The 25700-nt window shown below is 74.0% G+C and carries 22 protein-coding genes and 1 pseudogene; 6 read left to right on the top strand and 17 right to left on the bottom strand.

Translation table 11 applies throughout. From position 1 onward, the window contains the following. Nucleotides 1-145: 145 nt before the first annotated feature. The 7 genes and pseudogenes from ACTMTJ_RS19690 to ACTMTJ_RS19660 form a co-directional block, all read right to left on the bottom strand. Nucleotides 146-966, bottom strand: a pseudogene (locus tag ACTMTJ_RS19690) (transposase family protein). A 53-nt stretch (nt 967-1019) separates the two neighbouring features. After that, nucleotides 1020-2372: a hypothetical protein gene (locus ACTMTJ_RS19685; protein ID WP_441218584.1), complete on the bottom strand. Its 1353-nt coding sequence runs from the start codon at nt 2370-2372 to the stop codon at nt 1020-1022. Further along, entirely contained in the window at nt 2362-3078 is a 717-nt protein-coding gene (locus ACTMTJ_RS19680) for a SigE family RNA polymerase sigma factor (protein WP_441218582.1), read from the bottom strand. Before ACTMTJ_RS19680 ends, ACTMTJ_RS19685 begins: the two co-directional genes overlap by 11 nt. Nucleotides 3079-3329: 251 nt before the next feature. After that, nucleotides 3330-5834 carry an ATP-dependent Clp protease ATP-binding subunit gene (locus ACTMTJ_RS19675; protein ID WP_441218580.1) on the bottom strand — a complete coding sequence of 835 codons (2505 nt, stop codon included), beginning with the start codon at nt 5832-5834 and terminating at the stop codon, nt 3330-3332. Nucleotides 5835-5909: 75 nt separating this feature from the next. Next, nucleotides 5910-6662 carry a glycoside hydrolase family 16 protein gene (locus ACTMTJ_RS19670; RefSeq protein WP_441218578.1) on the bottom strand — a complete coding sequence of 251 codons (753 nt, stop codon included), beginning with the start codon at nt 6660-6662 and terminating at the stop codon, nt 5910-5912. A 38-nt stretch (nt 6663-6700) separates the two neighbouring features. Beyond that, the gene (locus ACTMTJ_RS19665; RefSeq protein WP_441218577.1) at nt 6701-7768 is read right to left on the bottom strand and encodes a hypothetical protein; all 1068 of its coding nucleotides are present in this window, start codon (nt 7766-7768) and stop codon (nt 6701-6703) included. After that, entirely contained in the window at nt 7765-8085 is a 321-nt protein-coding gene (locus ACTMTJ_RS19660) for a PadR family transcriptional regulator (RefSeq protein ID WP_441218773.1), read from the bottom strand. The genes ACTMTJ_RS19665 and ACTMTJ_RS19660 overlap by 4 nt, the downstream gene beginning before the upstream one ends. Nucleotides 8086-8203: 118 nt before the next feature. Between ACTMTJ_RS19660 and ACTMTJ_RS19655 the strand changes: the two genes are divergently transcribed. Together ACTMTJ_RS19655 and ACTMTJ_RS19650 are read left to right on the top strand one after the other, a co-directional pair. Further along, the gene (locus ACTMTJ_RS19655; protein WP_441218575.1) at nt 8204-9247 is read left to right on the top strand and encodes a TRM11 family SAM-dependent methyltransferase; all 1044 of its coding nucleotides are present in this window, start codon (nt 8204-8206) and stop codon (nt 9245-9247) included. A gap of 83 nt (nt 9248-9330) precedes the next feature. Next, nucleotides 9331-10344, top strand: a complete 1014-nt coding sequence (locus ACTMTJ_RS19650; RefSeq protein ID WP_441218573.1) for an NADPH:quinone reductase — start codon at nt 9331-9333, stop codon at nt 10342-10344. A 180-nt stretch (nt 10345-10524) separates the two neighbouring features. Here the strand turns inward: ACTMTJ_RS19650 and ACTMTJ_RS19645 are convergent, their stop codons facing one another. Next, nucleotides 10525-11649 (bottom strand): glycosyltransferase family 9 protein, encoded by a 1125-nt coding sequence (locus ACTMTJ_RS19645; RefSeq protein ID WP_441218571.1) that lies wholly within the window; start codon nt 11647-11649, stop codon nt 10525-10527. 20 nt (nt 11650-11669) lie between these two features. On the opposite strand from ACTMTJ_RS19645, the gene rfaE2 reads away from it, so the two are divergent. Next, entirely contained in the window at nt 11670-13166 is a 1497-nt protein-coding gene (gene rfaE2, locus ACTMTJ_RS19640) for a D-glycero-beta-D-manno-heptose 1-phosphate adenylyltransferase (protein WP_441218569.1), read from the top strand. Further along, entirely contained in the window at nt 13141-13998 is an 858-nt protein-coding gene (locus tag ACTMTJ_RS19635) for a glycosyltransferase family 2 protein (protein WP_441218567.1), read from the top strand. The genes rfaE2 and ACTMTJ_RS19635 overlap by 26 nt, the downstream gene beginning before the upstream one ends. A gap of 444 nt (nt 13999-14442) precedes the next feature. Here ACTMTJ_RS19635 and ACTMTJ_RS19630 read toward each other — a convergent pair whose 3' ends face one another. From ACTMTJ_RS19630 to ACTMTJ_RS19615, 4 genes are read right to left on the bottom strand one after another with little or no spacing between them, the layout of a single operon-like run. Next, on the bottom strand, nt 14443-14859 hold the full coding sequence (locus ACTMTJ_RS19630) for a DUF2267 domain-containing protein (protein ID WP_441218565.1): 417 nt from the start codon (nt 14857-14859) through the stop codon (nt 14443-14445). A 10-nt stretch (nt 14860-14869) separates the two neighbouring features. Beyond that, a complete protein-coding gene (locus tag ACTMTJ_RS19625; protein WP_441218563.1) occupies nt 14870-15877 on the bottom strand; it encodes a glycosyltransferase family 9 protein in 1008 nt (335 codons plus the stop codon). After that, nucleotides 15877-16815: a glycosyltransferase family 9 protein gene (locus ACTMTJ_RS19620; RefSeq protein WP_441218561.1), complete on the bottom strand. Its 939-nt coding sequence runs from the start codon at nt 16813-16815 to the stop codon at nt 15877-15879. The genes ACTMTJ_RS19625 and ACTMTJ_RS19620 overlap by 1 nt, the downstream gene beginning before the upstream one ends. Further along, nucleotides 16802-17953, bottom strand: coding sequence for a glycosyltransferase family 4 protein (locus ACTMTJ_RS19615; protein WP_441218559.1), 1152 nt, complete (start codon nt 17951-17953; stop codon nt 16802-16804). Before ACTMTJ_RS19615 ends, ACTMTJ_RS19620 begins: the two co-directional genes overlap by 14 nt. A 41-nt stretch (nt 17954-17994) precedes the next feature. Here ACTMTJ_RS19615 and ACTMTJ_RS19610 point away from each other — a divergent pair, with 41 nt between their 5' ends. Continuing rightward, the gene (locus tag ACTMTJ_RS19610; protein ID WP_441218557.1) at nt 17995-18927 is read left to right on the top strand and encodes a sulfotransferase family protein; all 933 of its coding nucleotides are present in this window, start codon (nt 17995-17997) and stop codon (nt 18925-18927) included. A 32-nt stretch (nt 18928-18959) separates the two neighbouring features. Here ACTMTJ_RS19610 and ACTMTJ_RS19605 read toward each other — a convergent pair whose 3' ends face one another. The 3 genes from ACTMTJ_RS19605 to ACTMTJ_RS19595 form a co-directional block, all read right to left on the bottom strand. Further along, nucleotides 18960-19376 (bottom strand): permease-like cell division protein FtsX, encoded by a 417-nt coding sequence (locus ACTMTJ_RS19605; protein ID WP_441218556.1) that lies wholly within the window; start codon nt 19374-19376, stop codon nt 18960-18962. A gap of 43 nt (nt 19377-19419) precedes the next feature. Continuing rightward, nucleotides 19420-20448, bottom strand: coding sequence for a trypsin-like serine peptidase (locus ACTMTJ_RS19600; RefSeq protein WP_441218554.1), 1029 nt, complete (start codon nt 20446-20448; stop codon nt 19420-19422). 858 nt (nt 20449-21306) lie between these two features. Then, nucleotides 21307-22485 carry an MDR family MFS transporter gene (locus ACTMTJ_RS19595; protein WP_441218552.1) on the bottom strand — a complete coding sequence of 393 codons (1179 nt, stop codon included), beginning with the start codon at nt 22483-22485 and terminating at the stop codon, nt 21307-21309. Between the two features lie 60 nt (nt 22486-22545). Here ACTMTJ_RS19595 and ACTMTJ_RS19590 point away from each other — a divergent pair, with 60 nt between their 5' ends. Further along, nucleotides 22546-23541: a DUF5937 family protein gene (locus ACTMTJ_RS19590; protein WP_441218550.1), complete on the top strand. Its 996-nt coding sequence runs from the start codon at nt 22546-22548 to the stop codon at nt 23539-23541. 316 nt (nt 23542-23857) lie between these two features. Here ACTMTJ_RS19590 and ACTMTJ_RS19585 read toward each other — a convergent pair whose 3' ends face one another. Beyond that, a complete protein-coding gene (locus ACTMTJ_RS19585) occupies nt 23858-24655 on the bottom strand; it encodes an SAM-dependent methyltransferase (RefSeq protein WP_441218548.1) in 798 nt (265 codons plus the stop codon). Nucleotides 24656-24683: 28 nt separating this feature from the next. After that, nucleotides 24684-25592 carry an intradiol ring-cleavage dioxygenase gene (locus ACTMTJ_RS19580; protein ID WP_441218546.1) on the bottom strand — a complete coding sequence of 303 codons (909 nt, stop codon included), beginning with the start codon at nt 25590-25592 and terminating at the stop codon, nt 24684-24686. Nucleotides 25593-25700: the final 108 nt, after the last annotated feature.

Here is a 25700-nt window from a genome sequence, read left to right as displayed (position 1 = left end):
TCATTGTCCAGACATTTCGTTCAGGCGGCGTTCGACTGAACGTGCGACGTTAGCCCGGACGCGCAGTCCGCCCGTAGTAGCAGCGGTCTGTACCCAGTCGCACAGCTTATCGAGCCATTCCGGGCAACGCGTTGACTACTGAAGGTCATGTGGTGCGGGCATGGTCAATGTGGAGGATGACGAGGGCCGCAGCGACGATCTTCCCGATCTGCCATGGATCCAGGCTGACGTTGCGTAGCGCCTTGAACGTCATCTTCAGCAGCGAGTTGCCGCGCTCGCCGATTGCCCGGATGCTGTTGTGGGCCTTGTTCAGCTGCTGCTGCAGTTTGGTGAGGCGACCGCCTTTGGGTTTCTTGAACGCCACGGTGATCGTGTCGGACTCGCCCTCGTAGCCCAGATCACCCAGCGTGCGTAGTGCATCGGCCGCCACGGCGAGGTGGGCAGGATTTCGGTGTGGGTGCGTAGTGCGGTGGTGTCGTGTTCCCGGCCTGGGCGTACATCCGAGGTCCAGATCGGCCAGCCGTCCGGGACGGTGATCACCTGAATGTTGCCGCCGTGGTTGTCATGCTTACCCGACCACCACAGGTCGACACCCGGTGTGGGGCCTGGGGTGCGGCAGCGGTCGGTCTCCACCAGCATGCCGTCGATGTTGACGTGGCTGTACCCGGCGGCCTTCGCGGCCAGTAGTGCCCCGTGCAGGCCCGGTGCCCTCGCAGCGAGTACGTCGATGCCTTCGTGCAGGTAGTCGTAGCCGGTCGATTTGCCGATCGCGTTGTCCTGGGCCAGTTGGCTCATCCGGGTACCGTCCAGGAACCACCGCAAGACGAGCACCGCCTGGTTATGACAGGACAACGCGCGGGTACCGGCGCGGGTGCCCCGGCGTGCTCGTTCGTGGGCCAGCAGCTTGGCCAGAACGTCCACCGTCTGGTCGCGTACCGGCAGCTGCGCGGTGTAAGTGATACTCATAGCCGAGGCAGGCCCTTAAGGACATGTTCGGTCTTACGACCACCTGCGGAACCTCAGGACAAGACGTGGACGGAGCCTCGGGACGGACCGGTCGATCTGCGGCGCGATTGAATTCGTCGCGCCACGAGGAAGACCAGGCCGCCGGCGACGAGTACGCCCACTGCGGCAAGCACTCGCAACGACGCCGGCAAGGGACCCCGATCCACACCGGCGTCGCGCACCTCCAGCCGAGGCAGCAGCCCGGTGGCCAGTTGCACGTCGTGGACATGATCGTTGCCCGGCCGCAGCCGCGACAGCGGTTCGGTCGGCGCGCCAGTGGCGGGCACCGCCACGATGGTGTTCGCGGGATCCGCACGGTGCACCAGCAGCCGATCGCCCCGCCAGCCGAGCAGCGTCGTCAGATCGTCCGGGGCACTCGTGGTTGCCGTGCCGCCGCCGGCCAGATCGACAATGGCGAGCCCGTCCGGGAACCCCGCACCGCGCAGGCCGTAGACCGGGGCAGGGGTACCCGGATTCCCCGACTCGCCCATCCGGTAGAGGGCCAGCCGGGTACCGTCCGGTGACCAGGCCGCAGCGCCGGCCAACCGGTGCCGGGCCGGCACCGGCACGGTCCTGTCCACGGTGCCGTCAAGGCGGACGATCCGCAGCTGCCCCGCCAGCTGCACGGCCAGCCGCCCGTCCGGGGCGAACGCCGCGTCGACCGTGCCGCGCTGGCCGGGGATCGTGGTACGGGCACCGCTGGTGAGGTCGAGCAGCACGGGCACGCCATTGCTCGGTTCGTCGAACGTGTCGGGCTGCTCCGGCATGGTTAGGTAGAGCAGCGTGTCGGTGTCCGATGACCAGGCGAGCAGCTGCGGGGCGGCGCCGGTGTCAACGGGGTAACGCCGGGCCGCGCCGGTCACCAGGTCCACCACGGCAATGTCATCGACCCCTCGGACCGCCACCCGGGTGCCGTCCGGAGCCAGCAGCGTCGATGTCCCACGGCCGGTGGTGGCGTCGAGCTCGCGGTACCGGCGCCCATCCGCGCCGACCACGAGCACCCGGCGGTTACGCACGGAGCCGCCGACGGCATAGCTGTAAAGGGCAACCACCGATCCCGGGGGTGCGGCAGAGACGTCCGCGGTGCGGTGCGAGTGCGTGGCGAACGTCCGTGGCAGCACTGCGGCGTTCGCGCCAGCGCCGGTCCGCACGTCTGGGCCGGGCAGGACGGCCGGCAACACTCCAACCCCGGCGACCACGAGCACCACCACAGCGCCGACGAGCGCCGGCAGAGCGCCGCGGGCCGACCGCGGGCGCCGCCAACCTGCCGCGACGCGCAACTCGGCCGGCCCGCGTTCCGGGACGGGAACCGCGTCAGCTAGTTCGCGGATCCCGCGGCGCATCAGCTCGCTCCGATCAGTGCTCATCCAGGTACTCCCTCAGGGCGGCGTGTGCGCGGTGCAGCAGGGACTTGACCGTGCCGGGCCGGCAGCCAAGCGCGTGGGCGATCTCGGCCTCGGTCAGGTCGAGGTAATAGCGCAGGAAGACCGCGGCCCGGTGCCGTGGCCGCAGCCGGCCCAGCGCAGCGCGGACCGCCACCCCGTCCGGCCCGAGCGGGGTGACCGGCTCTGGGCGGCCGTGGACTGAGTGCCTGCGTTCCAAACGCAGCCGCCGCACCCAGGACGTGCACCGGGAGATCACGGCCCGGCGCAGCCAGGCGCCCGGCTCGCGCACGTCGGCGCGGGCGAGCAGGGCAACGAACACCTCTTGGACGATGTCCTCCGCGGCGGGCAAGCTGCCGGTAGTCACATAGGCGAGCCGGACCATCGGGGCGAAATGCTCCGAATACACCGCGTCGAAGTCATCCCGTACGGCTGACCCGGAAAGCACCGTCACATCACACAGGCGCACCACCACCCAGCATGGTTGCACCCACCCTGAGATCAACATCGCGTCCACCCCACGAATCGATCTGAGGCGCGGACGGGATGGGGTGATTGCCTCGTGATTGCCCTGCGAGACCACCGCGTCGTCAATCATTCCCGCGACGCGTTGGCAGGGATCAACGGCCGCAGCCACCTGCCAGAAGTCATCCGGTGTCCAGACATCGCAACGATCGACAACCTCGCCCAACGGCCTCACCGCCGAAACCACCCCAACGTGGCGAGACACCGTTGCACCACCACGCATCCCTGAGTGTCACACCCCTGGGCGACGGCCTACTACGCAGCGTTACCCGTCGTTACGCGGAATGGCTCATTGCGGACGTGAATTCCGCGGCGTTGAGCAGGGAGGTGACGCGCGCCTGCGAGTCGGGGCCAATGCCCATCGCCCGCGTAGCTTCCGGCCCCTGCCTACCCCGACCCTCACGGGCGGTAGCCGAGCTATGCGGTGGGGGCGGTCTCCAGGCGCGGGGTGACCTCGAAGGTGAGCTTTCCCTCGTCCCCGGCGTCCACCTGGATCTCCTGGCCGGGCGAGAGGCGCCCGTCGAGCAGCATCTCGGACAGGCGGTTGTCGACCTCGCGCTGGATGGTGCGGCGCATGGGGCGGGCCCCGTATCGCGGCTCGTAGCCCTGGTCGACCAGCCAGCCGATCGCGCCGCGGGTGAAGTGCGTGGTGATGTCCTGGGCGTGCATGCGGCGGCGGGTCTGCTCCAGCATCAGGTCGGTGATCTCGGCGAGCTGCTCGGCGTCGAGGCGTTGGAATACCACGATCTCGTCGATCCGGTTGAGGAACTCGGGGCGCAGCTCGTCGCGGAGCCGGCGCAGTACGCGGTCGCGGGCGTCCTGGTCGGCGCCACGGGTCTCGCTGCCGAAGCCGAACGCCTGGTCCTGGCCGATGGCCTCCGAGCCGAGGTTGCTGGTCATGATGAGCACGGTGTTCTTGAAGCTGACCGTGCGGCCCTGACTGTCCGTCAGGCGGCCGTCGTCGAGCACCTGGAGCAGCAGGTTGAAGACGTCCGGGTGGGCCTTCTCGATCTCGTCGAGCAGCACCACCGAGTACGGGCGCCGCCGCACCGCCTCGGTCAGCTGGCCGGCCTCCTCGTAGCCGACGTAGCCGGGCGGGGCGCCGACCAGGCGGCTGACCGTGTGGCGTTCCTGGAACTCGCTCATGTCCAGCCGCACCATGCGGTCCTGGTCGCCGAACATCGACTCGGCCAGCGCGCGGGCCAGCTCGGTCTTGCCGACGCCGGTGGGGCCGAGGAAGAGGAAGCTGCCGATCGGGCGGTTGGGGTCGCCGAGGCCGGTGCGGGAGCGGCGGATCGCCTGCGCCACCACGCGCACCGCGTCCTGCTGGCCGACCAGCCGCTCGTGCAGGCGCTGCTCGAGGTTGGCGAGGCGGTGGCGTTCCTCCTCGCTGAGCTGCTGGGCCGGGATGCCGGTGGCGCGGGAGACCACCTCGGCGATGTCGTCGGCGGTCACCTCGGGCACGCCACCCGGACCGCCCTCGGCCTCGGCCATCTGGCGGCGCAGGTCGCTCACCTCGTCGCGGAGCTCGCTGGCCCGCTCGTACTGCTCGTCCGCCACCGCCTGGTCCTTGTCGCGGCAGAGGTGCTCGATTTGGCGTTCCAGCTCGCGGACGTCGGTGGCCGGCGCCCGGCTACGCAGCTGCACGCGCGCGCCGGCCTGGTCGATCAGGTCGATCGCCTTGTCCGGCAGGAACCGGTCGGTGAGGTAGCGGTCGGACAGCTCGGCGGCCGCGACCAGCGCCTCGTCGCCGAAGCGTACGCCGTGGTGCGCCTCGTAACGGTCGCGCAGCCCGCGCAGGATCTCCACGGTGTCCTCGACGCTCGGCTCGGGCACCAGGATCGGCTGGAAGCGCCGCTCCAGCGCGGCGTCCTTCTCCACGTACCGGCGGTACTCGTCGAGCGTGGTCGCGCCCACGACGTGCAGCTCGCCGCGGGCGAGGGAGGGCTTGAGCATGTTGGCCGCGTCGGTGGCGCCCTCGGCCGAACCCGCGCCGACCACCGAGTGGATCTCGTCGATGAAGACGACGAGGTCGTCGGTGTTGGCGCGTACCTCGTCGACGAGGTTCTTGAGCCGCTCCTCGAAGTCGCCGCGGTAGCGGGTGCCGGCCACCAGCCCGGTCAGGTCGAGCTGGACGAGGCGCTTGCCGGCCAGCGTCCGCGGCACGTCGCCGTCCACCATCCGCTGCGCCAGCCCCTCCACGATCGCCGTCTTCCCGACGCCGGCCTCGCCGATCAGGACCGGGTTGTTCTTGGTACGCCGGGCGAGCACCTCCACGCACTGCTCGATCGCCCGCGCCCGCCCCACCACCGGGTCGATCCGCCCGTCGCGGGCGAGCGCGGTGAGGTCTCGCCCGTACCGGTCGACGGTCGGCGTCGGTGTCGGCGTGGCGGCGGGCGCGCCGTTCGGACCCTGGACCTGGCTCTGCGCCGCCTGCCGCAGCGAGTCCGGAGTGACGCCGTGCGCGGACAGCATGCGGCCCGCCTCGGACTCCCGGTTGACCACCAGCGCGAGCAGGATGTGCTCGGGCCCGAGGTAGGAGGCGCCGAGGGTACGCGAGATCTGGTGCGCCTGGAGCAGCGCCCGCTTGGCCGCCGGGGTGAGCGTGGGCGGCTCCCGCCGCGGCTCACCCGGCCGTACGCCGCGCTCGATCTCCGCGGCCAGCGCGCCCGGCTCGGCCCCCGCGCGGGCGAGCAGCTGGCGCAGCGGCTCGCGCTGGCAGATCGCCCACAGCAGGTGCTCGGTGTCCAGGTCGCGGCTGCCCCACTCGCCGGCCTTCTGCGCCGCGCTCTGGATCAGCTCCCGCGCGTCCTGGCTCATCAGGCGCGCCAGGTCGATGCGCCGGCCCTGCTGGCCCTGCTGCGACCCGAAGAACTGCGCGAGAAACTCCTCGAAAGGATCCTGCCCGAACGGGCTCGTCATGTCGGCCACCCCCCGCTGCCGTCGCGTCCCTACCAGGTCGGGCTACCCGGCGAGGATCCCGACAAACGGATTCGGTCAGTCGAGGGGGTGGCCGGTCACGTGGGAGACGACCATCTCGGGGACCGGCGGGGTGGCGTGGGCGGGGTCGCCCTTCGCGGGGAAGTCGAAGACGCCGAGCATCAGCTGCACCGGGTAGTCCGGCGCCTGCCCGACCTCGCGCACGACCTCACCGTCCACTGTGAACACCAGCGAGCCGGGCCGCCAGTCGACCGCGTACGTGTGGAAGTCGGCCACGTCGAGGGCCAGCGGGTCGGCGGAGAAGTCTTCGGTGAGCGACGGGTCGCGGAAGCGGTGCAGGCCCATGCCGACGGCGGCCGTGCCGTCTCCGACCGCGTCGCCGAAGATCTCGGCCACGCAGATCTCGCCGGAGTGCTCGGGGCGGTCTTCGACGCCGGAAAGCCAGAACGCGAACATCGAGCGCTTCGTGACGATACCGCGCATGCGGATCTCGATGTGGCCGTATCGGGGCGTGTAGCCCCAGAACTCGGGCTGCTCCTCGCGCACCGTCAGCCCTTCGCGGAACGGCTGTTGCCCGGTGCGGCCGCCGCTCTGCACGCACGACACGCGCAGCGGCTCGGGGTGGCGGTCGGGGCACCACAGCGGCTGGTCGGGCGGGATGGTCAGGCGCAGCTCGCCGCGGCGTACCGAGTGCGCGGCGCGGCTGGCCGCGCGGGAGCTCCAGTGCGGCAGGTAGTAGGGCAACCACACGTCCGGATCGAGGGCCTCGCCGGCGAAGCGCTCGTCGAGGCTGTGACGTCCGCCGTTCATGCTGGGCACGCTACCGCCGCCGGTGCCGCGCGGCCGGGTCAGCCGACCTTCCGGGTGGTCGCCGCGCCCGCGCCGGACCGGGTGGCGGCGAGCGCGAGGCCGAGCAGCGCGGCGCAGGTGCCGGCGACGAAGAAGACGCTGAGGGTCGGCTGGCCGAGCCACTCCCAGAGTGGGTGCCAGACCGCGTGTGGCTGGTCGAGGTGGTGGCCGAGCATCGACGGCACGGCCAGCGCCGCCGGCGACCACCAGAGCAGGAGCGCGGCGGCCAGGCAGAGGGTCGGCGCCACGCGCCCCTCGGTCCGCCGGCTGGCCCAGCCGAAGACGAGCCACCCGAGCGCGGCGCCGAGCAGCACACCGGCGACGCCCGCGGGGAGCACGGCCGGCGGGGTGGTGCGCTGGAGGGCGACCGTCAGGTACGGCAGGTCGGGCTCGACGCGCGGGTCGGTGACGGTGACCCGGAGGAGCGTGTCGCCGCGCCGGGCCTCGACGGTGGTCATGGTGATCGTGGTCATGTCGGTGCAGCTGTCGTACGCCTCGGTGGTCCGCTGGTGGACGCGCCACCCGGCGTCGCGCAGGTGTGCCTCGGCGGCCGCGACCGCCGCCCCGCCGGGCATCGGGGGTGTGCCGGCGGCGCTGGCGGTGCCGGAGCCCTGCTCGTACTCGCCGCCGTCGAAGAGCAGGATCTTGTCGAGGTGGCGCAGCCGGACCCGCTGGCTGTACCAGGTGAACAGCGCCGGCGCGATCTGGACGTCGGTGAACCGGTGCTCCGGCGCCACCTCGGCGAGGATCGCGGCCGTCTCCGCGCGGTCGGGCATCGGGCGCCCGGTCTCCCAGGCGAGCCGGGTGGCGACGGCGGCGGTGAAGAGCCCGCAGATGGCGGCGGTGAGCGTGGCCCACACGGCGACGGTGCGGCTGGCCGGGCGGCCGAGCCGGGCGCGCAGGCCGTGCCGCACAAGGTTGGCCGCCTCGCGGAGGGTGGGGCGGGTGCGGCCGGGCGGTGCGGCGTCCATCAGCACGCCCACCAGCACCTCGCCGCGCGTCCGGCGGTAGGCGGGCGGGTAGGCGCGCAGCAGGCGCCGGTAGCGGCGCTCGAGTGCCCCGCTCACGCGCTGGCCGGCCGGTGGGCGCGGAGCCGGGTGCGGGCGGCGGTGGCGAGCTGCTGGAGGCGGGCGGCCTCGGCGTCGAGCGCCGCCAACCCGTCCGCGGTGAGCCGGTAGTAGCGGCGCAGCCGGCCGTCGACCCGCTCGTCGCGCTCGTGGGCGACGAGCCCCTCGGCGGCGAGCCGGTCGAGCGCGGTGTAGAGGGTGCCGGGCAGCAGCCGCACCCGTCCTTTGGAGACGGTCTCGACCTCCTGGAGGATGCCGTAGCCGTGGCGGGGGCCGTCGGCCAAGGCGGTGAGGATGAGGAACGTCGGCTCGCGCATCGCGGTCACGCCGGCACGATAGCTAAGTGATCAATCTATCGTCAAGGCGTTTGTCGATCCGCTCGAACGGGCATCCTCCTCCCTGAGCGATCACGCGCTGTGCGATACTCGCCCGACTATGACCGTGTACGCCCTGCTGATCTCGCCCGGCACCAACCGCGTCTACGCCGACTCGGCCGTCGACCTGACCCGCACCGAGCTCGACATCTTCGCCGAGTCGGTGCTCGGCGGGCGGATCGGCGGGTCGGAGGTCGCGACGATCGGCGGCGTGCGGTACGTGACGTTCGAGGCCTCCGGGCTGACCGGGCGCGACCTCGCCCTGCTCAGCAACATGTCGTCGGCCTTCGCCCTCTTCGAGCGGGTCGACCACGACCTGCTCCGCCCGGTCGAGCTGCACCGGCTGGACCGCTACGACGACGACCTGGTCACCATCCAGAAGTACGCCGGCAAGACCAACGAGCAGTTCACCAAGCTGCTGCTCAACGCCACGCTGCTGGCCAGCGCGTGGGCCGGTGAGCTGCTGGAGCGCCGCTTCAAGGTGCTCGACCCGCTGTGCGGGCGGGGCACGACCCTCAACCAGGCGCTGATGTACGGCTACGACGCGGCCGGCGTCGACCTGGACCAGAAGGACTTCGAGGCCTACCAGGCGTTCATCACCACCTGGCTCAAGCGCAAGCGGGTCAAGCACCGGGTGCTGGAGTCCGGTCCGGTGCGGCGCGAGCGGCAGGTCGTCGGGCGGCGGCTGCGGGTGGAGCTGGCACCGTCCAAAGAGGAGCGCAAGGCCGGCGAGAGCCAGCTCCTCGACGTGGTGAACGCGGACACCACGCGGGCCGGCGAGTTCTTCCGGCCGGCCACTGTGGACGTCGTGGTGGCCGACGCGCCGTACGGCGTGCAGCACGGCAGCCGTACCCCCGCCAAGGGCCTGGCCCGCGACCCGCTCGCGCTGCTGGCGGCGGCCGCGCCGGTGTGGGCCGGGCTGCTGCGGCCGGGCGGCGCGCTCGGCATCTCGTGGAATACGTATGTGGCCCGCCGCGAGGACGCCGCCGAGGTGCTCGCGAAGGCCGGCCTGGACGTGCGCGACGAGGGCCCGTGGGCGAGCCTGCGCCACCGGGTCGACCAGGCCATCGTCCGCGACGTCCTGGTGGCGACCAAGCCGGCCTGAGTCGCCGCTCCGCGCCGGATTGCGTACCACCGGACGGGGAACTTCGGTTAACTGACCGAGGGCCCACGTCTGGAGGAGCGCCGATGAGAGCGGTTGTGTACACCCGTACCGGGGATCCGTCCGTCCTGGAGGTCGTCGAGCGCCCGGTCCCCGAGCCGGGGGCGGGCGAGGTGCTGGTGCGGGTGGCGGTGTCGGGCGTCAACCCGACCGACTGGAAGTCGCGGCGGTCCGCCGTCCCGCCCGGCGGCTGGCAGATCCCCAACCAGGACGGCGCCGGGGTGGTCGAGGCGGTCGGCGAGGGCGTCGACGCGGGCCTCGTCGGCGAGCGCGTGTGGGTGTGGGAGGCCGCCTGGCGGCGCCCGTGGGGCACGGCCGCGGAGTACACGCTGGTGCCGTCCCGCCAGGTGGTGCGGCTCGGCCCGGCCTCGTTCGACCTGGGCGCGAGCCTCGGCATCCCGTTCCTGACCGCGCACCGCTGCCTCACCGCCGGCGAGAGCATGCCCGACCGGATCAACGCGGGCGCGATGGAGGGGCGGGTGGTGCTGGTGCAGGGCGGCGCGGGTGCGGTCGGCAACGCGGCGATCCAGCTCGCCAAGTGGGCCGACGCCACGGTGATCGCGACCGTCAGCGGCCCGGAGAAGGCGCAGCTCGCCGCCGCCGCGGGCGCCGACCACCTCGTCGACTACCGCGAGCGGGACGTGGTCGCCGAGGTCAAGCGGATCTCCCCGCGCGGCGTCGACACGATCGTCGAGGTCGCGCCGGTGGCCAACGCCGAGATCGACGTCGCGGTGGCCGCACCGCACGCCTGCGTCGCCGTGTACGCCGACGACGGCACCGGCTCGCTGGCGCTGCCGGTCCGCCCGCTGATGGCGCCGAACGCGCGCTGGCAGTTCGTGCTCGTCTACACGCTGACCGAGGCGGCCAAGGCCAAGGCGGTCTACGACGTCGCCGCCGCGGCCGCCGACCGGGTGCTGCGGGTCGGTCCCGACGCGGGGCTGCCGCTGCACTACTACCCGCTCGCCGAGGCCGCCGACGCGCACGCGGCCGTCGAGGCCGGTGCGGTGGGCAAGGTGCTGATCCTGACCAGTGACGACTGATTGCTCTGGCGCGCAGGCCGCGCGCCACCCATACTGGCGGCCTCCGAGGGAGGGAGGTCGATATGAGTAGGCGCGCACGTACCTGGCTGCTCGCCGTCCTGACCGCCGCCGCCACCGGCACCGCGGTGCTGATCGCGACGGCGGCGCAGGCCGGCATCCAAGGTTCCGGCTGACGGGCGGTCAGTAGCCGACACCCGAGCGGCTACCGGCCAGCGGGCCGGTAGCCGCGTGCCGCGGGTCGGTGAGGTCGTACACCGCCTGGAGCACCTCCTCCACCGGCACGTCATCCACAAAGGACTCACTGTGGAGGCAGCCGCCGCCGGGGCGCGCGGGATACAGGTCGCGCGTGCAGTCCGCACCGCACACCGGGCAGTGCACGCGCCACGAGGGCACCGGGCGGTGGCGGGCGCGAAAGGGCGGCGCGCTGTTGATGACGTTGCCGGCCCAGTAGACGCCCACCGTGGGCGTGCCGACCGCCGCCGCCAGGTGCAGCGGGCCGGTGTCGTTCGCGACCACCGCGGCCGCGCCGGCGAGCAGCCCCACCAGTCCGCCGAGCGACAGCTCGCCGACGAGTGTCCTGATGCGACTGTCCACCGAGGCCACTTCCGCCGCGACCGGGAGCTCGTCCGGTGTGCCGGTCACCACCAGCTCGTACCCCTGGGAAAGAAGCTCGCGCGCGACGAGGCCGAACCGCGCCGCGGACCAGCGCCGCCGCGGGTCGGTCGCGCCGGGGTGGATGACGACCCGGCGCCGCGACGGCGGCCCGGCGACCCGGCGGGCCTCGGCCACGTCGGCGGCGGTGACCGCGAGTGACGGCCGCAGGGTGACCGGCGCGGCGCCGACCAGCCCGACCACCTCCAGGTAGCGGGCGATCTCCGGCTGGTAGTAGACGTACGGGACCCAGCGGTCCAGGGGCGGGCTGCCCGGGGCCCGCAGTCCGGCGGTGACCCGCGCGCCGAGCGCGGCGGCGACACGGTTGCTGGTGCGGCCGCCGCCGTGGATCTGCACGGCGAGGTCGTAGGGAGCGGTGCGGGCCGCCGCGCGGAAGTCCTCCACGGGCACCGGCGTCTCCCCGGGCGCCGGCGGACGCAGCCCCTCGACCGGCGGGAGGATCGCCACGCCGTCGACCGGACCCGGCCGGCCGGTGAGCAGCTCCGCGTGGAGCGGGCCGCCGAGCAGCACGATCTCGGCCGCCGGGTACGCGGCCCGCAGCGCGTCGAGGGCGGGCAGCGCGAACACGAGGTCGCCGAGGGCGTTGGCGCGCAGGACCGCCATGCGCCCCACGCCGTCGACGAGGCCACCCATACCGGTTCGGCTACCCGGGAATGTCCGTGTTTATCCGCCTATCAACGTGGAAACCGGCGCGCGTGGAAGACTCAATCGAGGCGTGGGGCGGCCTCCCCGTGCTCGTGGTCGGCGACGTGCTGGTGGACGAGTGGCGGTTCGCGGACGCCGACCGGATCTCCCGCGAGGCGCCCGCACCGGTGCTCACCCTCCGCCGCCGCCAGCTCTCCGCCGGCGGCGCCGGCAACGCGGCCGTGAACCTTGCCGCGCTCGGTGCCCGCCCCGCGCTCGCCGCCGTGGCCGGCGTGGACCCCGCGGGTGAACGCCTGGCCGCCCGCCTCGCCGCCGACCGGGTCGAGGACCGCATGGTTCGGGTACCCGGCCGCGCGACCCCGGTCAAGCGCCGCCTGCTCGCCGGCGGACAGATCGTGGCACGCGAGGACGAGGCCGGCGGCGGCCCGCTGCCACCCGCCGCGGTCGACGACCTGATCGCCACGCTGGAGCGCGCGCCCGAGCGGGTGCTCGTCGTGGCCGACTACGGCCTCGGTGGCCTGCCCGAGCCGGTGCGCCGGTGGCTGGTGCGGCACCGCGAGCGCTTCGCGCTGGTCGCGCTGGACGCGCACGACCTGCGCCCCTGGCGCGACCTCGCGCCCACGGTGATGACCCCGAGCCTGGCGGAAGCGGGCGGCCCGGGATCGGCCGGGAGCGCGGCGCGGCGGCTCTCGGAGTCCGGCGCGGGTTCGGCCGGGAGGGTGGCGCGGAGGTTGCGCGAGGAGTTCGGGGCGCAGGTGGTCGCCGTGACCCTGGGCGGCGACGGCGCGGTGGTGGCCGGCCCGAACAGCACGCACGCCACCCGCGCCGAAGCCGCGCCCGAGTCGCACACGGTCGGCGCCGGCGACGCCTACCTGGCGGCCATGACCCTCGCCCTCGCGACCGGCGCCCCGGTGGAGACCGCGGCCGAGGTGGCCCGGGCGGCCGCGGCCGTCGGTGTCGCCTGCGAGGGCACCTGCGTCTGTCACGCCGAACAGCTCCGCGCCGCCCTCACCGGCCAGGCCACCCTGGTCGAGGCGGACGGCCTGGACCGCATCGTGCGCCGCAAGCGGGCCGAGGGCGCCCGCGTCGTGTTCACCAACGGCTGCTTCGACGTGCTGCACCGCGGCCATGTGAGCTACCTGTGCCAGGCCCGCGAGCTGGGAGACGTGCTGGTGGTGGCGGTCAACTCGGACGCCGGCGTACGCCGCCTCAAGGGCCCGGACCGCCCGGTCGTGCCGGTCGAGGACCGCGTCGCGGTGCTGGCCGCCCTGTCGTGCGTGGACCACGTCGTGGTCTTCGACGAGGACTCACCGGCCGCGCTGATCGAACGCGTGCGGCCCGACCTCTACGTCAAAGGCGGCGACTACCCGCCCGAGCTGGTCCCCGAGGCCGCCCTGGTCCGCCGGCTGGGCGGCGAGGTACGCACACTCGGCTACGTCCCGGACCGCTCCACCTCCGTGATCATCGACCGGATCCGCCGTGGACCGACCGCTCGACACCGGTGACCCGGCCGCCTTCCGCGCACCCCGCGAGGTGGACGTCCTCGTCCCCACCCGCAACCGCCCCGCCGCGCTGGCCACCACGCTTGCCGGCGTGGCCGCCCAGGAGGGCGTCCCCTTCGGCGTGGCGGTCAGCGACCAGTCCGACGGCCCACCCGGCTGGACCGACCCCGCGGCGGCCGGCATGGTGCGCGTCCTGCGCCACCGCGGCCACCCCGTGCTGCTGGGCCGCCACCAACCCCGCCGCGGCCTGGCCGAACACCGCGCCCACCTGCTCGCCCGCTCGTCCGCCCGCTACGTACTCTGTCTGGACGACGACGTCTGGCTGGAGCCCGCCACCCTGGCCCGCCTGGTGGCCGCGATCGCCGAGCTACGGTGCGGCTTCGTCGGCAACGCCGTGCACGGACTGTCCTATCGGGACGACGTGCGCCCTGATTCACACCGGCAGTTCGAGCCCTGGACGGGCCGCCCCCACCCCGAACGCGTACGCCCCGGCAGCCCCGAGTGGTGGCGCGCCGGCCTGCACGCCGCCGCCAACCTGCTGCACGTCACCGAAAAGCTCCGGCTGGCACCGGGCGAATGGCGCCCGTACAAGGTCTCCTGGATCGGCGGCTGCGTACTCTTCGACCGCGCCAAGCTCGTCGACTCCGGCGGCTTCGACTTCTGGCGCCGGCTCCCGCCCGACCACCAGGGCGAGGACGCGGCAGCCCAACTCGCGGTCCTGGAACGCCACGGCGGCGCCGGCATCGTCCCGAGCGGCGCCTTCCACCTGGAGGTCCCCACGACCGTCGTCGACCGCGGCCTGGAAGCGTGGGAGGTCACCCTGCGGACCTCATGACCCATCCGCCCCCGTCCGCGTCACCTGCGGACCGTTTGCTCCCGCGGGCACCGTTCCCGGCCGGCGGCTCGCAGCGCTCGCCGAAACCCCCCGGCCGTCCACTGCCGGGTCCGCGGTGCAAGCCCCTCGGCTCCTCGACTTTCCGGCGTCGGGCTCCGGACGGGGCTGGTCTTCTTGGTCGGTGGGTGGTTGCCGTGGGAGCCGCGCCGTATGCCATCGTCCAGGCTGTGCCGAGCAGACCAGCGCCGGGCCCGCCACGGCTCGGGCTTCACGCGCTGGCTGTGGCGTAGGGGCTGACCGGCCCGACCGGCGGATCGCCGGCCCCACCTTCCACTGTTTGGGAGATGTGGCTCGGCATGTGGGCTGCGTCATGATCGTTATCCCGAGCTCAAATCGTCCTAACAGGAATTCAGAGGCCCAGCCACCCGACGCCGAGCGGCGAAGCTAGTCGTGTTCGTGGCCCACGGCGTGGACCGGGTCGGGGAAGAGCTCGCGCACGTCGTCCGGCAGTTGGACCTGGGCCTCGTACACCGCGCCCGGTGACACCGCCTCGGTGAGCTCGGCCAGGACGGCGCGGGCGTAGCGGCGGGCCTGCGCCTCGTCGGTTTCGCAGGCGAGCGCGATCCGCGCCACCGGGTCCTCCCGGTTGCGCGGGCCGTCGTCCCATGTGGACGGTTCGCCGGGGTGGCGGACGAAGGGCCGCAGTGCCGCGGGCAGCCCGTCGGCCAGGTAGGCCGCCTCGCCGGCCGGGAGGCGGTCGCCCAGCGCGCGGAGGACGGCGTGCACGATGTGGTCGGCGCCCGCGCGTTCGCCGCCGGGTTCGAGGTGTGGGCGTACGTGGTCGGTGAGTTGATCGGTCACGTCACGGCGGTTACCCGGACGCGGCGAGCCGTAACGCGGCCCGCGCGACGTCGTCGGGTGGGATGGCCAGGCACTCCAGGGCGTACGGGCACCGCAGCTGCCGGCACGGCGCGCACTCCGTCGGCACCGTGAGGATCGTGGCGGGTGTGTCGCGCGGGGCGTACTGGGAGGCCTGTTCCGTGCCGGCGAAGAGCACGACCACCGGCCGCCGCAGCGCGCTCGCCAGGTGGGCGCCGCCGCTGTTGTTGCACACGACCACGGCGCTGCCGGCGACCAGCGCGGCGAGGCCGGGCACGTCGGGTGTGGCGGTGACGCCCAGGTCGGCCTCCCGCGGCGAGCCGGCCACCACGACCCGCAGGCCGGCCTCGGACAGCAGCTCGGCGACGCGAGCGAAGCGTCCGGGCGGGTAGCGGCGCGAGGCGCAGGAGGCGCCGGGTAGGAGCAGCGCGTAGGGCTCTTCCGGGCGTGTGCTCGCCGCGAGGTTCAGCCGCAGGTCGGTGCCGGCCGGGGGTACGCCCACCCGTTCCAGCACGTGCAGCATGCGGTCGACCTGGTGGATGGCGTCGGGTGGCGCGGGCACCCAGTGGGTGAGGCCCGCCCCGCCGAACTCCTTCGACGCGCCCACCCGCACCGGCACCCCGGCCAGCCGGCACAGGTACGCGGCCGGCCACGGCGACTGGGAGAACGACGTGAGCACCACGGCCGCGTCGTAGCGGCCGCCGGCGATGCGGCGGACCAGGGCGAGGTCGGCGTCCGGGGGTACCGCGCCGGCGTCGAGCTGCTGCCACGACACCGAGGCGGTGAGCACCGCGTCGACGTGGGGGAGCAGCGGTGCCACGGCCGCGCCGGCGGGTGCCGCGAGCAGGTCGAGCCGGGCGTGCGGGGCGGCGTGGTGCAGCGCGCGTACCGCCGGGCCGGCCATCACCACGTCGCCGAGGTTGTCCGGGCGCACGACCAGGACGCGGCGCAGCGCCGCCCAGTCGACCGGCGGGCCGGCGAGGGCGGCGGGGTGTTCCATCACGCCAGGCTCCGGACGACGGCCTGGGCGACGGCCGCCGCCGGGATGTCCGCCATGCACGCCGGTTCGGTGGGGGAGAGCGGGCAGTCGCCGTGCCACCAGCAGACCTGGGCGGTGATCGCGGTCGGGCGGCGGTGCGGGCAGCCGGGCAGCCCTTGCAGGTGCGCGCCGAAGCCGTACCGGCTGGCGAGCGTCGGGCCGAACAGCGCCACCGTCCGGGCCCCGCTCGCCGCCGCCACCCGCAGCGGGCCGGTGTCGCCGCCCACGACGGCGCCGCCCCGCCGCCCCACCTCGGCGAAGAAGGCGGCGAGCGCGCGCAGGTCGCCGTGCGGCATCGGCACCAGCGGGACGCCCAGGCCGTCGAGGAGGGCGGCCAGTTCTTTCCAGCGGCGTCCGGGCCAGCGTTTGACCGCCATCCCGGCGTCCGGGATCAGCACGACCGGCCGTCGGCGGACCGGGCCGAGCCGCGCCGCCAGCACGCGGGCGCCGTCGGCCCGCTCGCCCGTCGCGAGCCGCAGCTGGGGCACGGGATCCACTGTGGACGGATCCAGGACGCCCTCCGCGCACAGGATCCGCAGGTAGCGGGCGCCGACCCGCTCGTCGGGCGGCGGGCCGCGCCACAGGTCGGTGACGCAGCGGGCCCCGGAGGCGCGGAGCAGGTCGGGGATGCCGCCGTACCGCGTGGTGGTGACCGCCAGGTCCGGCGGCCGCTCGGCCAGCGCCGCGATCACGGCCTCCCGCTCGGCGCCGGCCGCGGCGACCCGCACCGCGCCGACCGCCGGATCGCCGCGGAGCAGGCCGGCGCCCGGCTCGTGGGTGACCACGCGCAGCCGCGCGCCGGGGTGGCTGGCGGCGAGCGCGTGGATGGCCGGCAGCGCGATCACCAGGTCGCCGATGCCGCCGAGCAGGTCGACGAACAGGATCTCACCGAACCGCATCGGCCAGCACCCGCTCGTACAGCGCGACGTGCGCCCGCACCACCGCGGGCCAGGTGTGCCCGGCGGCGAGCGCCCGCCCACCGGCGGCGAGCCGGGCGCGCAGCGCCGGGTCGACCAGCAGCCGGCGGACCGCGAACGCGACGGCGGCCGCGTCCCGCCGGATCGGGATGGCGACCACGTTCTCGCCGTCGCGCAGCCGCGGGTCCGGCTCGTCCGGGACGGTCACGGCCGTGGGCACGCCGTGCGCGAGCGCCGCCAGCAGCGCGCCGCTCTTGACCGACACGCCCGAGGTGAACGGCAGCACCGCGCCGTCGGCGGCCGCCAGCAGCGCCGACACTTCCGGCGCGGGCAGATAGCCGGTGAACGTGACCGCGCCTTCCACCCCGCGCCGCGCCGCGAGTGCCTCCAGCTCGCGGCGGAACGCGCGCGCCTCACCCTCGGGCAGCGCCTGCGAGGTGAACCCGCCGGCGACCACCAGGCGCAGGCCGGGCCGGATGGACCGCAGGGCGGGGAGCGCGTCGAGCAGGTAGCGCACGCCCTTGACCGGGTGTACGAAGCCGAAGAACACGAGCAGGAAGTCCCCGCCGTACCGGCCGCGCGTCTCCGCCCGGTCGGCTTGCGGGACCGGGTCCACGTTGGGCGCGATGGGGATCAGCACCGCCCGCCGCCCGGTCCGTCGCAGCACCTCGGCGCCGTGGTCCGGGTTGGTGACGACGACGGCGCGGCTGGCCGGCACGAGCAGGGCGGTCTCCCGGTCCCACAGCCGCAGCTTTTCGAGGGGTCGCCACGCCGGCCCGGGTATCCAGCGCGGCGCGGTCCACCACCCGTACTCGTGGATGGTGGTGACCAGCGGCGTGCCCGGCGGCAGCAGGCGCGGCAGGAGACCGGGGAAGGCGGAGAAGCGGTACGCCGACGGCGCGAACTGGACGTGTACCAGGTCGGGCCGGGTCCGCCGCACCTCCTCGGCCGCGGCGACCGTGGCGGCGAGCCAGCGGCCGGGCGCGGGCGGGCGGAGCGGCACGGCGTCGACCTCCACGCCGGCCCCGCCGAGCGCGCCGGCCAGCCGCTCGGCGTAGTCGCTCACCCCGTCGAGGTGGGCCGGCGCGGGCCCGGTGATCATCGCGGTCCGGATCGTCACCGGCGACGTTTGCCCCTGAATTGCCCGGGTATGCCCGGCCGGTGAGCGCGCTCTCCTTTCTCGTCGTCGGTACGCCGCGCTCGGGGACCACGCTCACCCAGCGCCTCTGCTGCGAGCTGCCCGGCGTGGCGATGCCCCCGGAGACCCATTTCCTGCACCGGTACGCGCCGCGGCTGCTCGCCCGCCGCCGCTTCCCGCTGACCCGGCGCGAGGTGGCGCGGGAGCTGGACGACTTCCGCCACCTGCCCACGAGCGACGGCCTGCGGCTGGACACCGGGGAGGTGCTCGACCTGGTCGGGCGGCGCTGCGACACCCTGCTGGACTTCTTCGCCGCCGTGGTGGTGGCGCTGTGCCCGCCCGCGGCCCGGTACGGCGAGAAGACGCCCGAGCACCTGCTCTGGTGGCGGCCACTCGCGGACGCCGACCCGGGGCTGCGGCTCGTCGGCGTGGTCCGCGACCCGCGCGCGGTCGCCGCCTCGCACCGCTCGGTGCCGTGGGGCGTCGAGGACGCCGCGGTACTCGCCGAGGAGTGGGCCCTCGACCAGCGCCAGCTCCGCGCCGCCGCCCGCCATCTCGGGCCCGGGCGGTGCCTGCTGCTGCGGTACGAGGACGTGGCCGCCGACCCGGACGCGGCCCGCCGCCAGATCGGCGCCCTGCTCGCCGTGCGACCGGGCGGCCCGGCGGCCGCGCCCGAGGGCATCGTCCACGAGTGGGAGTGGTGGAAGTCGAGCGCCCTGGACGCGGTGACCACCGACCGCACCGCGGCCTGGCGGGAGGTGCTGCCGGACGAGGACGCGGCCGCGATCGAGGACATCGCCGGCCCGGAGATGGCCGCGTTCGGCTACCTCGACCACCCGCCGGCGGTACGCCGCCGCGCCGGGCCCGAGGTCCGCGAGCGGCTGTCGGCGCGCCTGCACCGGGTCCGCCGCCTGGCACCGCTCGCGTTCGGCCGAACCGGATACTCGCCCACGTGAGAGGAGCTGCCGACCTGAGCGCGCCGCCGCGCTCAGCCGGGGGACGGCGTCGGCGTAGGCGCGATCTCCACGTCCTCGACGCCGGGCAGCCCGCGCAGGCGGCTCGCCGCGACCTCGGCGGCGGCCTGGTTGGCCAGCGTCAGGCGGTAGGACGCGGGCACGGTCTCGGGCCGAGGGGTGTCGGGCCGCCCGTGGTAGACCCGCTTGAGCTCGGCGAACGCCTGCGCCGCGCTCATGAACCGCAGCCCGGACGCGCCCGGCTCGTCGCGCAGCGCCGCCTCGATCGCCTGCTTTTGCTCGGCGGTGGCGTCCTGGCGGAGGAGCACGACGACCTGCACCGGCTGCGCCGCGACGGCCGGCCGGGGTGGCGGCGGAGCCGCGGCCGGCGCGGAGCAGGCGGCGAGCGCGGCCGCGGCCACGAACGGCAGGAGAGCCAGGACCCTTCGCATGCCGCCTAATCTGCCACGACCGCCGCCCCCGCCGCTGACCCGGCTACAGGCGCCTGGTCCGGTTGTAGAGGCGCAGGGCGGTGCCGTCGAAGTACGGCGTGATCATGATGGTCGGGTCGACGAGCCGGTCGATGCGGCTGTTGACGCCGTACAGCAGGCCGAAGCGGCCGTCCCAGTCCATCAGCCAGCCGCCGCCGCTGGAGCCGCGCGTCATGTCGCACGGGATCTCGATGCGCTGGCCGGGCGGCGTCTCGCCCGACGAGTCCGGCGACGAGATCCCGTGGCAGCGCCTCAGGTCGCCGCCGTCGAACGGTGGCTCGGCGGGGTAGCCGAACGCGTCGACGCGCACGAACCGGCCCCGGTTGACGGTGAAGCCCTGCCCGCCGAGCCGGGTCACGATGTGCGCGCCGTCCAGTGTGTTCATGACGGCCACGCCCATGTCCTCGGTGAGGTCGCCGGACGCCAACCAGCCCGGCGCCGCGAACAGGCGGGACGCCGTCCACGTGCCGAACGGCCGCGGGTCGGCCAGGTCGTCGTCGAAGCCGGGCACGAACGCCCAGTTGCCCGCCTGCCCGTCGGCGCAGTGCCCGGCGGTCCACACGGTGTCCTTGCCCTCCGAGTTGACCACCGTGCCGGAGCAGATGAAGTCGAGGCCCTCCGGGTTGCTGCCGAAGACCTTGCCGCTGGTGCGGGCGGTCGGGTGGTGCGGCGCGAGGTCGGGGTCGCTCCCCGCGGCCGGTGGGAACGTCGCCGGTGCGCCGGCCTCGGCGGGCCGGTGCGCCGGTCCACTGTCGACGTACCGCCGCACCGCCTCCCGGTACGCCGGCAGCTCCTCGGCGGGCTTCGCGGCCCGCATCCGCGCCGGCGTCCAGTACGCCACGATCGCCTGGTGCTCGGTGGCCGTGGGGCCGAACGCGGCGCGGCCGGCGGCCCACGCCGCGGCCGTGGCGCCGGGATCGAAGCCCGCTCCCGGCGCCGGCGCGGCGGACGCCGGCTGGCCGAGCGCCAGCACGGGCACCAGCGCGATCGCCACCCACGTCGACCGTCCGACCCTGTTCGCTGCGACTGTCACGAGACTCCCTTCGGGTGCGCGGCTCGACGTGGAACAGCTGGGTCGGTGCGTACCCCCGTTGACGCCAACCACGGCTGTCGATGGTAGCGGCGCGCCGCACGCGTCCGGTCGGCCGACCCTCCGTCCAGTGTGGAGGACCGCGGCGCGGCGGCCACAAACCCGGGCCGGCGAAGCCGACCAACGCTCGCCGAAACCCCCGGCCTCCGCTGCCAGGCCCGCGGTCCACGATCCACCGATGAGGGCCTTCGCGGGCTGGTTGCGGCTGGTCTGTCGGGCTGAGCGCACCGCTGCGTTCACGCCGTTGTGCGTAGGGCGGTGGGCCGATGGGGGTGGCCACTCTAGGGAAGCAGAGCAAAGGCTTCTCGCGCGTACCTACCAGGCCCGGGGCCGTGAGGCCCGGCGCAGCCGCCGGGGTGAGCGCGACCAGCGGTTACGCGTGTGGTGGCGCTCCGGCAGATTTCCCCCGTCCGCGTCAGTTGGAGACCGTATGCTCCCGCGGGGACCGCTCCCGGCCGGCGGCTCGCGGGGCGAGCCGAAATCCCCGGCCGTCCACTGCCAGGTCCGCGGGGCAAGCCCCGAAGGGTGACTTCGCGGGGCCTAGCTCCGCCATCTGGAATCTCGCGCCGCTCACACCGCCGCGGCGGTTACCGGCGGCGACGAAACCCGCAGCTTTCCCAGAGCGCCGACCCGGGAACAGGCATTGTGGGCAAACAGCGACCGTCGCGCGGCCCAACGGGGTGAGCGCGACCAGCGGCGGACGGGTGAGGCCGCGGGAGCAACGGTCCGGACCACGACGGACATCGCGGTAGCTCAAATCTCCGTCCTAAAGGAATTCAAAAGCCCGACTCCGAAAGGTCTCTAGACGGCGGTGCGGTGGCGGATGGCCGGGCCCAGCGCGAGCATGCCGGCGGCGGTGAGCAGCCCGACCGCGCCGACCGTGAACCACAGCGCACCCATGCCCACGGTCAGCAGCCGGCTGCCGGCCAGCGGCGCGACGACCGAGGCCACCGCCCAGGCGAAGCCGAACAGGCCGGAGTACCGCCCGCGCAGGTGGGCCGGGGCGAGCGTCGCCACGATCGTGCCGCCGATGCCGGCGGTGACGATCTCGCCGGTGGTCCACAGCACCACGGTCAGCGCGAGGTGCGCGGCCGTCGTCGCGAACGCGGTCGCCGCGAAGCCGACCGCCATCACCGCGAGGCCGAGCGCCATCACGCGGGGCGGGTCGTAGCGACCCAGCCGGCCGGAGACCAGCGGCTGGAACGCGACGATGAGGATGCCGTTGAGCGCCATCGCCATGCCGAACTCGCTCGTGCCCAGCCCGGCCACGTCGGTCATCGCCACCGGCAGCATGGTGACCGTCTGGAGGTACACCAGCGCCTGGCCGAACGTGATCACCGTGAACGCCACCATCGTGCGGTCGCGCAGCACGGCACCGAAACCGCCGGCCTCGGTGCCGCCGTGTACCGGCCGCGTCTCGGGCACGGCCCGCCACACCAGCACCGCGAACACCGCGCAGGTCACCGCGTCGGCCCAGAAGAGCCAGGAGAAACCGAGCCGGGCCAGCCAGCCGCCGGCGACCATCGCCACCGAGTACCCGAGGTTGATGGCCCAGAAGAGGAGGCCGAACGCCTTCGGGCGCAGGGCCGGTGCGACGAGGTCGGCGACGAGCGCGCTGGAGGCCGGCCGGTAGGCGTCGATCAGCAGGCCCAGCACGAACATGCCGGCGAGGATCGCGGGAAGGCTGGTGCTGTACCCGAGCGCGAGCATCACCACCGCGGTCGCGACCATGCTGCCGGAGAGCGTGGCGCGGCGGCCGATCCGGTCGGTCAGCAGGCCGGCGACGAGCTGTGAGATCAGCGAGCCGACCCCGAAGAGCGTCATCGCGAGGCCGGCGACCGCGACCGAGAAGCCGCGCGCCTGGGTCAGGTACACGCCGGTGAACGGCATGACCATCGTGCCGAGGCGGTTGACGAGCGTGCCCGCCCAGAGCGCCCAGAAGGGACGCGGGAGGGTGGCCCGCTCTGCGGTGATCGTCACCGGCACAGCGTGGGTTCCGGCGCCCCCTCCTGGCGAACGTCTTAGCGTAAGCTAAGACGAATGACGGTGACCTGGCTGCTCGGGCCCGACGACGTGGCCCGCATCCGGTTCGCGTACTCGCCGATGTGGGAGCTGATCGCCAGCCTCCGCACGCTCAGCGACCCCACCCGCCAGGCCATCCACCGCCCCTGGGTGACGGCCGTGCGCCCGCGCCTCGCGACGTTCGGCGCCGGCCTGGCCGAGCTCTTCGCGCTGGTCCCGCCGGAGGGCTACATGCCCGACTTCCTCACCCCGCCGCCGGAGGCGCCGGCGCCGTCGTTCCCGTCCGAGCTGGACCGCATCAGGCGCACCCCGCCGCAGACCGCGCACGCCGAGGTCAGCCGCCTCGCCGCGCAGGTGCCGAAGGGCTCGGCCCTGGGCCGCTCGCCGGCGATCCGCGGGTTCCTCGACGACCCGGCCGCCGGCATCGAGCGGGTCGCCGGCACGCTCGCCCGTTACTGGGACGCCTGCCTGCGCGAGCACTGGCCGCGGGTGCACGGCCTCCTCGAGGCCGACGTCATCCGCCGCACCCGCACCCTCGCCGCCGGCGGCGCCCGCGCCCTCTTCGACTCGCTCAACCCCGCGGTCACCTGGACCGGCGACCGCCTCCACATCGACCGTCCACATTGCCTGATCGAAGGCCCGCACGGCGACGGCCTGGTGCTGGTGCCCAGCGCGTTCCACTGGCCGGCGGTCGCGGTGATGTCCGCGCCCTACCAGGCGATGCTCGCCTACCCGGTCGCCGGCGTCGGCACCCTCTGGGACGACACGCCCCCACCCGCCCCCGACGGCCTGGCCGCGCTGATCGGCCGCAGCCGCGCCCGCATGCTGGTGGCCCTCGCCGAGCCCGCCACCACCACAGCGCTCGCCCGCCGCCTGTCGCTCACCACCGGCGCGGTCAGCCAACACCTGTCGGTCCTGCGCGGCGGCGGCCTGGCCGTCGGCAAGCGGGTCGGCAAGGAGGTCTACTACCGCCGCACCCCCACCGGAGACGCCCTCACCCAGAGCGCCTCGTAACCCGCCCGCGCGCCGTCAGGCTGACCACGCCGTGCGCGGTCCGGACCGCTGTCGGAACGCGGGCAGATCTTGGTACGGAGAGGCCCCCATAGGGGCCGATAAATACCAAGATCTGCTGGCGGCCTGTGGGCTTGCACCGCGGGCCCGGCAGCGGACGGCCGGGGGTTTCGGCTCGGTCTACGAGCCGCCGGCCGGGAGCGGTGCCCGCGGGAGCAAACGGTCTACAAGTGACGCGGACGTGGGCAAATATCTCTTTCGACGCTCGCGAAGGGCGAGACACCCCACGTCGCGGCGTCGACACTGTGGACGGCGTGGGTTACGGCTTTCGGGCGACGGCGCCGTAGGCGTCGATCGCCACCGGGTCGGGCTCGTCGGGGCGCCACAGCGGGATGGGCACGAGGCCGGGCTCGACCAGCGTGAGCCCCTCGAAGCAGGTGGCGAGGTCGTCCGGGGAGCGCAGGATGTAGGGCACGCCGCCGCTCTGGGCCAGGCGTTCGGCGCCGTCGACCACGGCCTGGCTGGTGTCGGTGCCGTCCCACAGCACGAGGTAGCTGCCGGACGGGGTGGCGCCGCTGACCCGGCCGACGATCTCGCGGACCTTGTCCATGTCGGGCTCGTAGCCCATCACGCCCATGAACATCACGGCGATCGGCTCGTCGAAGTCGAGCGACTTTCGGGCCTCGGCCACGATGAGGTCCGGGTCGTGGTAGTCGGCCGGCACGTAGGTGGTCAGACCCTCCGACGTGGTGTTGGCCAGCAGCGCGCGGGCGTGCACGAGCACCATCGGGTCGTTGTCGACGTACACGATGCGGGACTTCGGCGCCGCGGTCTGCGCGACCTCGTGCGTGTTCTGCATGGTGGGGAGGCCGGTGCCGACGTCGATGAACTGCCGGATGCCCGCCTCCGCCGCGAGATGGCGCACCACGCGGATGAGGAAGCGCCGCGACTCGCGGGCCATCACGACGATCTCCGGGTACACCTCGGCGACGGCGTCGCCGGCGAAGCGGTCGGCCTGGAAGTTGTCCTTGCCGCCCATCCAGTAGTTCCAGATGCGGGCCGCGTGGGGCACGTCGGTCTGGAGCTTCGCGGCGAGCTCGCCGTCGGGGTCCACCATGGACGAGATCCTACTCAGCGCCGCAAGCTCAGCGGGACGGCCGACCGCCCCCGCCGCTCGGCGTCGTGGTCGTGTCGACACCGACGGTGAGGGAGACCGTGTATCCGCTGGTCACGTCGCCGGTCACGGTGCCGAGCTGGCTGGCGCCGCCGTCGTCGCCGAAGACGTTGTCGCTCTGGAGGGTGACGCGGGAGAGGTTCTGCACGGAGGACTCGTACCCGGACTGGGCGTACACCTGCTTGCTCGCGTCCTCCGGCAGCGCGACCTGCGACGTGGAGATCGCGTTGCCGGCGTCGGTGATGCCGCCCTGGTCGGGGTAGACCTCGAAGTGGACGTGCGGCCACCGCCCGGAGTAGCAGCCCGGGAAGACGCTGGTGAAGCGCACCCTCCCGGCGGCGTCCGCGATCTGCACGCCGCGCAGGTAGTTCTGGTCGGTGACGCCGTCGGAGTAGAGCGAGTAGCGGCCCTCGCGGTCGCAGTGCCACACGTACACGGCCACGCCGGCGAAGGGCTTGCCGCCGTTGGCCAGGTCTTGGATCACCAGCTCCAGCGTCATCGGAACGCCCTCGGCGGTGCCGCTCGAGTCGCCGAAGCCGGACCGGATGTCGGAGCGGACGATGCCGCTGTCGTCGAGCACGTTGGGGCCGTTGGAGCCGTCGCCCGGGTACGGCCCGGCGGTCTCGTCGGGGATCTCCCCGGTGGCGGCGGCGGCAGTGGCCGTCGTGGTGGACGCGGCGGCCGAGGTCGACGACGGCGTGGACGAGCCGCCGCCGTTGGCGCCGCAGGCGGCGAGCCCGAGGCCGGTGATGCCGAGCCCGAGCGCCTTCAGCATCCGCCGGCGGCCCATCAGGGTGCCGAGGTCGAAGCCGAGCCCCTGGTCGACGAGCTCCTCGTCGGGGCGGGGCAGCGGTCGTCCCTCGTACTGCTGGTGCGGCATGGCTCCTCCGATCACATCGTGGCGCCACCCGGCGCCGCACCAACATTCGGTGCGGCGCCCGTGAACCCGTTGTGGCCCGGCTGTGAGCCAGCTGTGGCTACCGCGGCG

This window comes from Phytohabitans sp. LJ34 (assembly GCF_052068095.1).
Lineage (GTDB): Bacteria > Actinomycetota > Actinomycetes > Mycobacteriales > Micromonosporaceae > Phytohabitans.
Note: the sequence above shows the minus strand (reverse complement) of the source record. Positions and strands in the feature narration are given on the sequence as shown.

Coding starts and splice junctions, on each gene's coding strand:
- ACTMTJ_RS19625 (WP_441218563.1), bottom strand. CDS start 15,877: ATGGAACACCCCGCCGCCCTCGCCGGCCCGCCGGTCGACTGGGCGGCG.
- ACTMTJ_RS19660 (WP_441218773.1), bottom strand. CDS start 8,085: ATGCGCGAGCCGACGTTCCTCATCCTCACCGCCTTGGCCGACGGCCCC.
- ACTMTJ_RS19590 (WP_441218550.1), top strand. CDS start 22,546: ATGACGGTGACCTGGCTGCTCGGGCCCGACGACGTGGCCCGCATCCGG.
- ACTMTJ_RS19585 (WP_441218548.1), bottom strand. CDS start 24,655: ATGGTGGACCCCGACGGCGAGCTCGCCGCGAAGCTCCAGACCGACGTG.
- ACTMTJ_RS19675 (WP_441218580.1), bottom strand. CDS start 5,834: ATGACGAGCCCGTTCGGGCAGGATCCTTTCGAGGAGTTTCTCGCGCAG.
- ACTMTJ_RS19645 (WP_441218571.1), bottom strand. CDS start 11,649: ATGGGTGGCCTCGTCGACGGCGTGGGGCGCATGGCGGTCCTGCGCGCC.
- ACTMTJ_RS19655 (WP_441218575.1), top strand. CDS start 8,204: ATGACCGTGTACGCCCTGCTGATCTCGCCCGGCACCAACCGCGTCTAC.
- ACTMTJ_RS19650 (WP_441218573.1), top strand. CDS start 9,331: ATGAGAGCGGTTGTGTACACCCGTACCGGGGATCCGTCCGTCCTGGAG.
- ACTMTJ_RS19685 (WP_441218584.1), bottom strand. CDS start 2,372: ATGAGCACTGATCGGAGCGAGCTGATGCGCCGCGGGATCCGCGAACTA.
- rfaE2 (WP_441218569.1), top strand. CDS start 11,670: ATGTCCGTGTTTATCCGCCTATCAACGTGGAAACCGGCGCGCGTGGAA.
- ACTMTJ_RS19605 (WP_441218556.1), bottom strand. CDS start 19,376: ATGCGAAGGGTCCTGGCTCTCCTGCCGTTCGTGGCCGCGGCCGCGCTC.
- ACTMTJ_RS19670 (WP_441218578.1), bottom strand. CDS start 6,662: ATGAACGGCGGACGTCACAGCCTCGACGAGCGCTTCGCCGGCGAGGCC.
- ACTMTJ_RS19580 (WP_441218546.1), bottom strand. CDS start 25,592: ATGCCGCACCAGCAGTACGAGGGACGACCGCTGCCCCGCCCCGACGAG.
- ACTMTJ_RS19620 (WP_441218561.1), bottom strand. CDS start 16,815: ATGCGGTTCGGTGAGATCCTGTTCGTCGACCTGCTCGGCGGCATCGGC.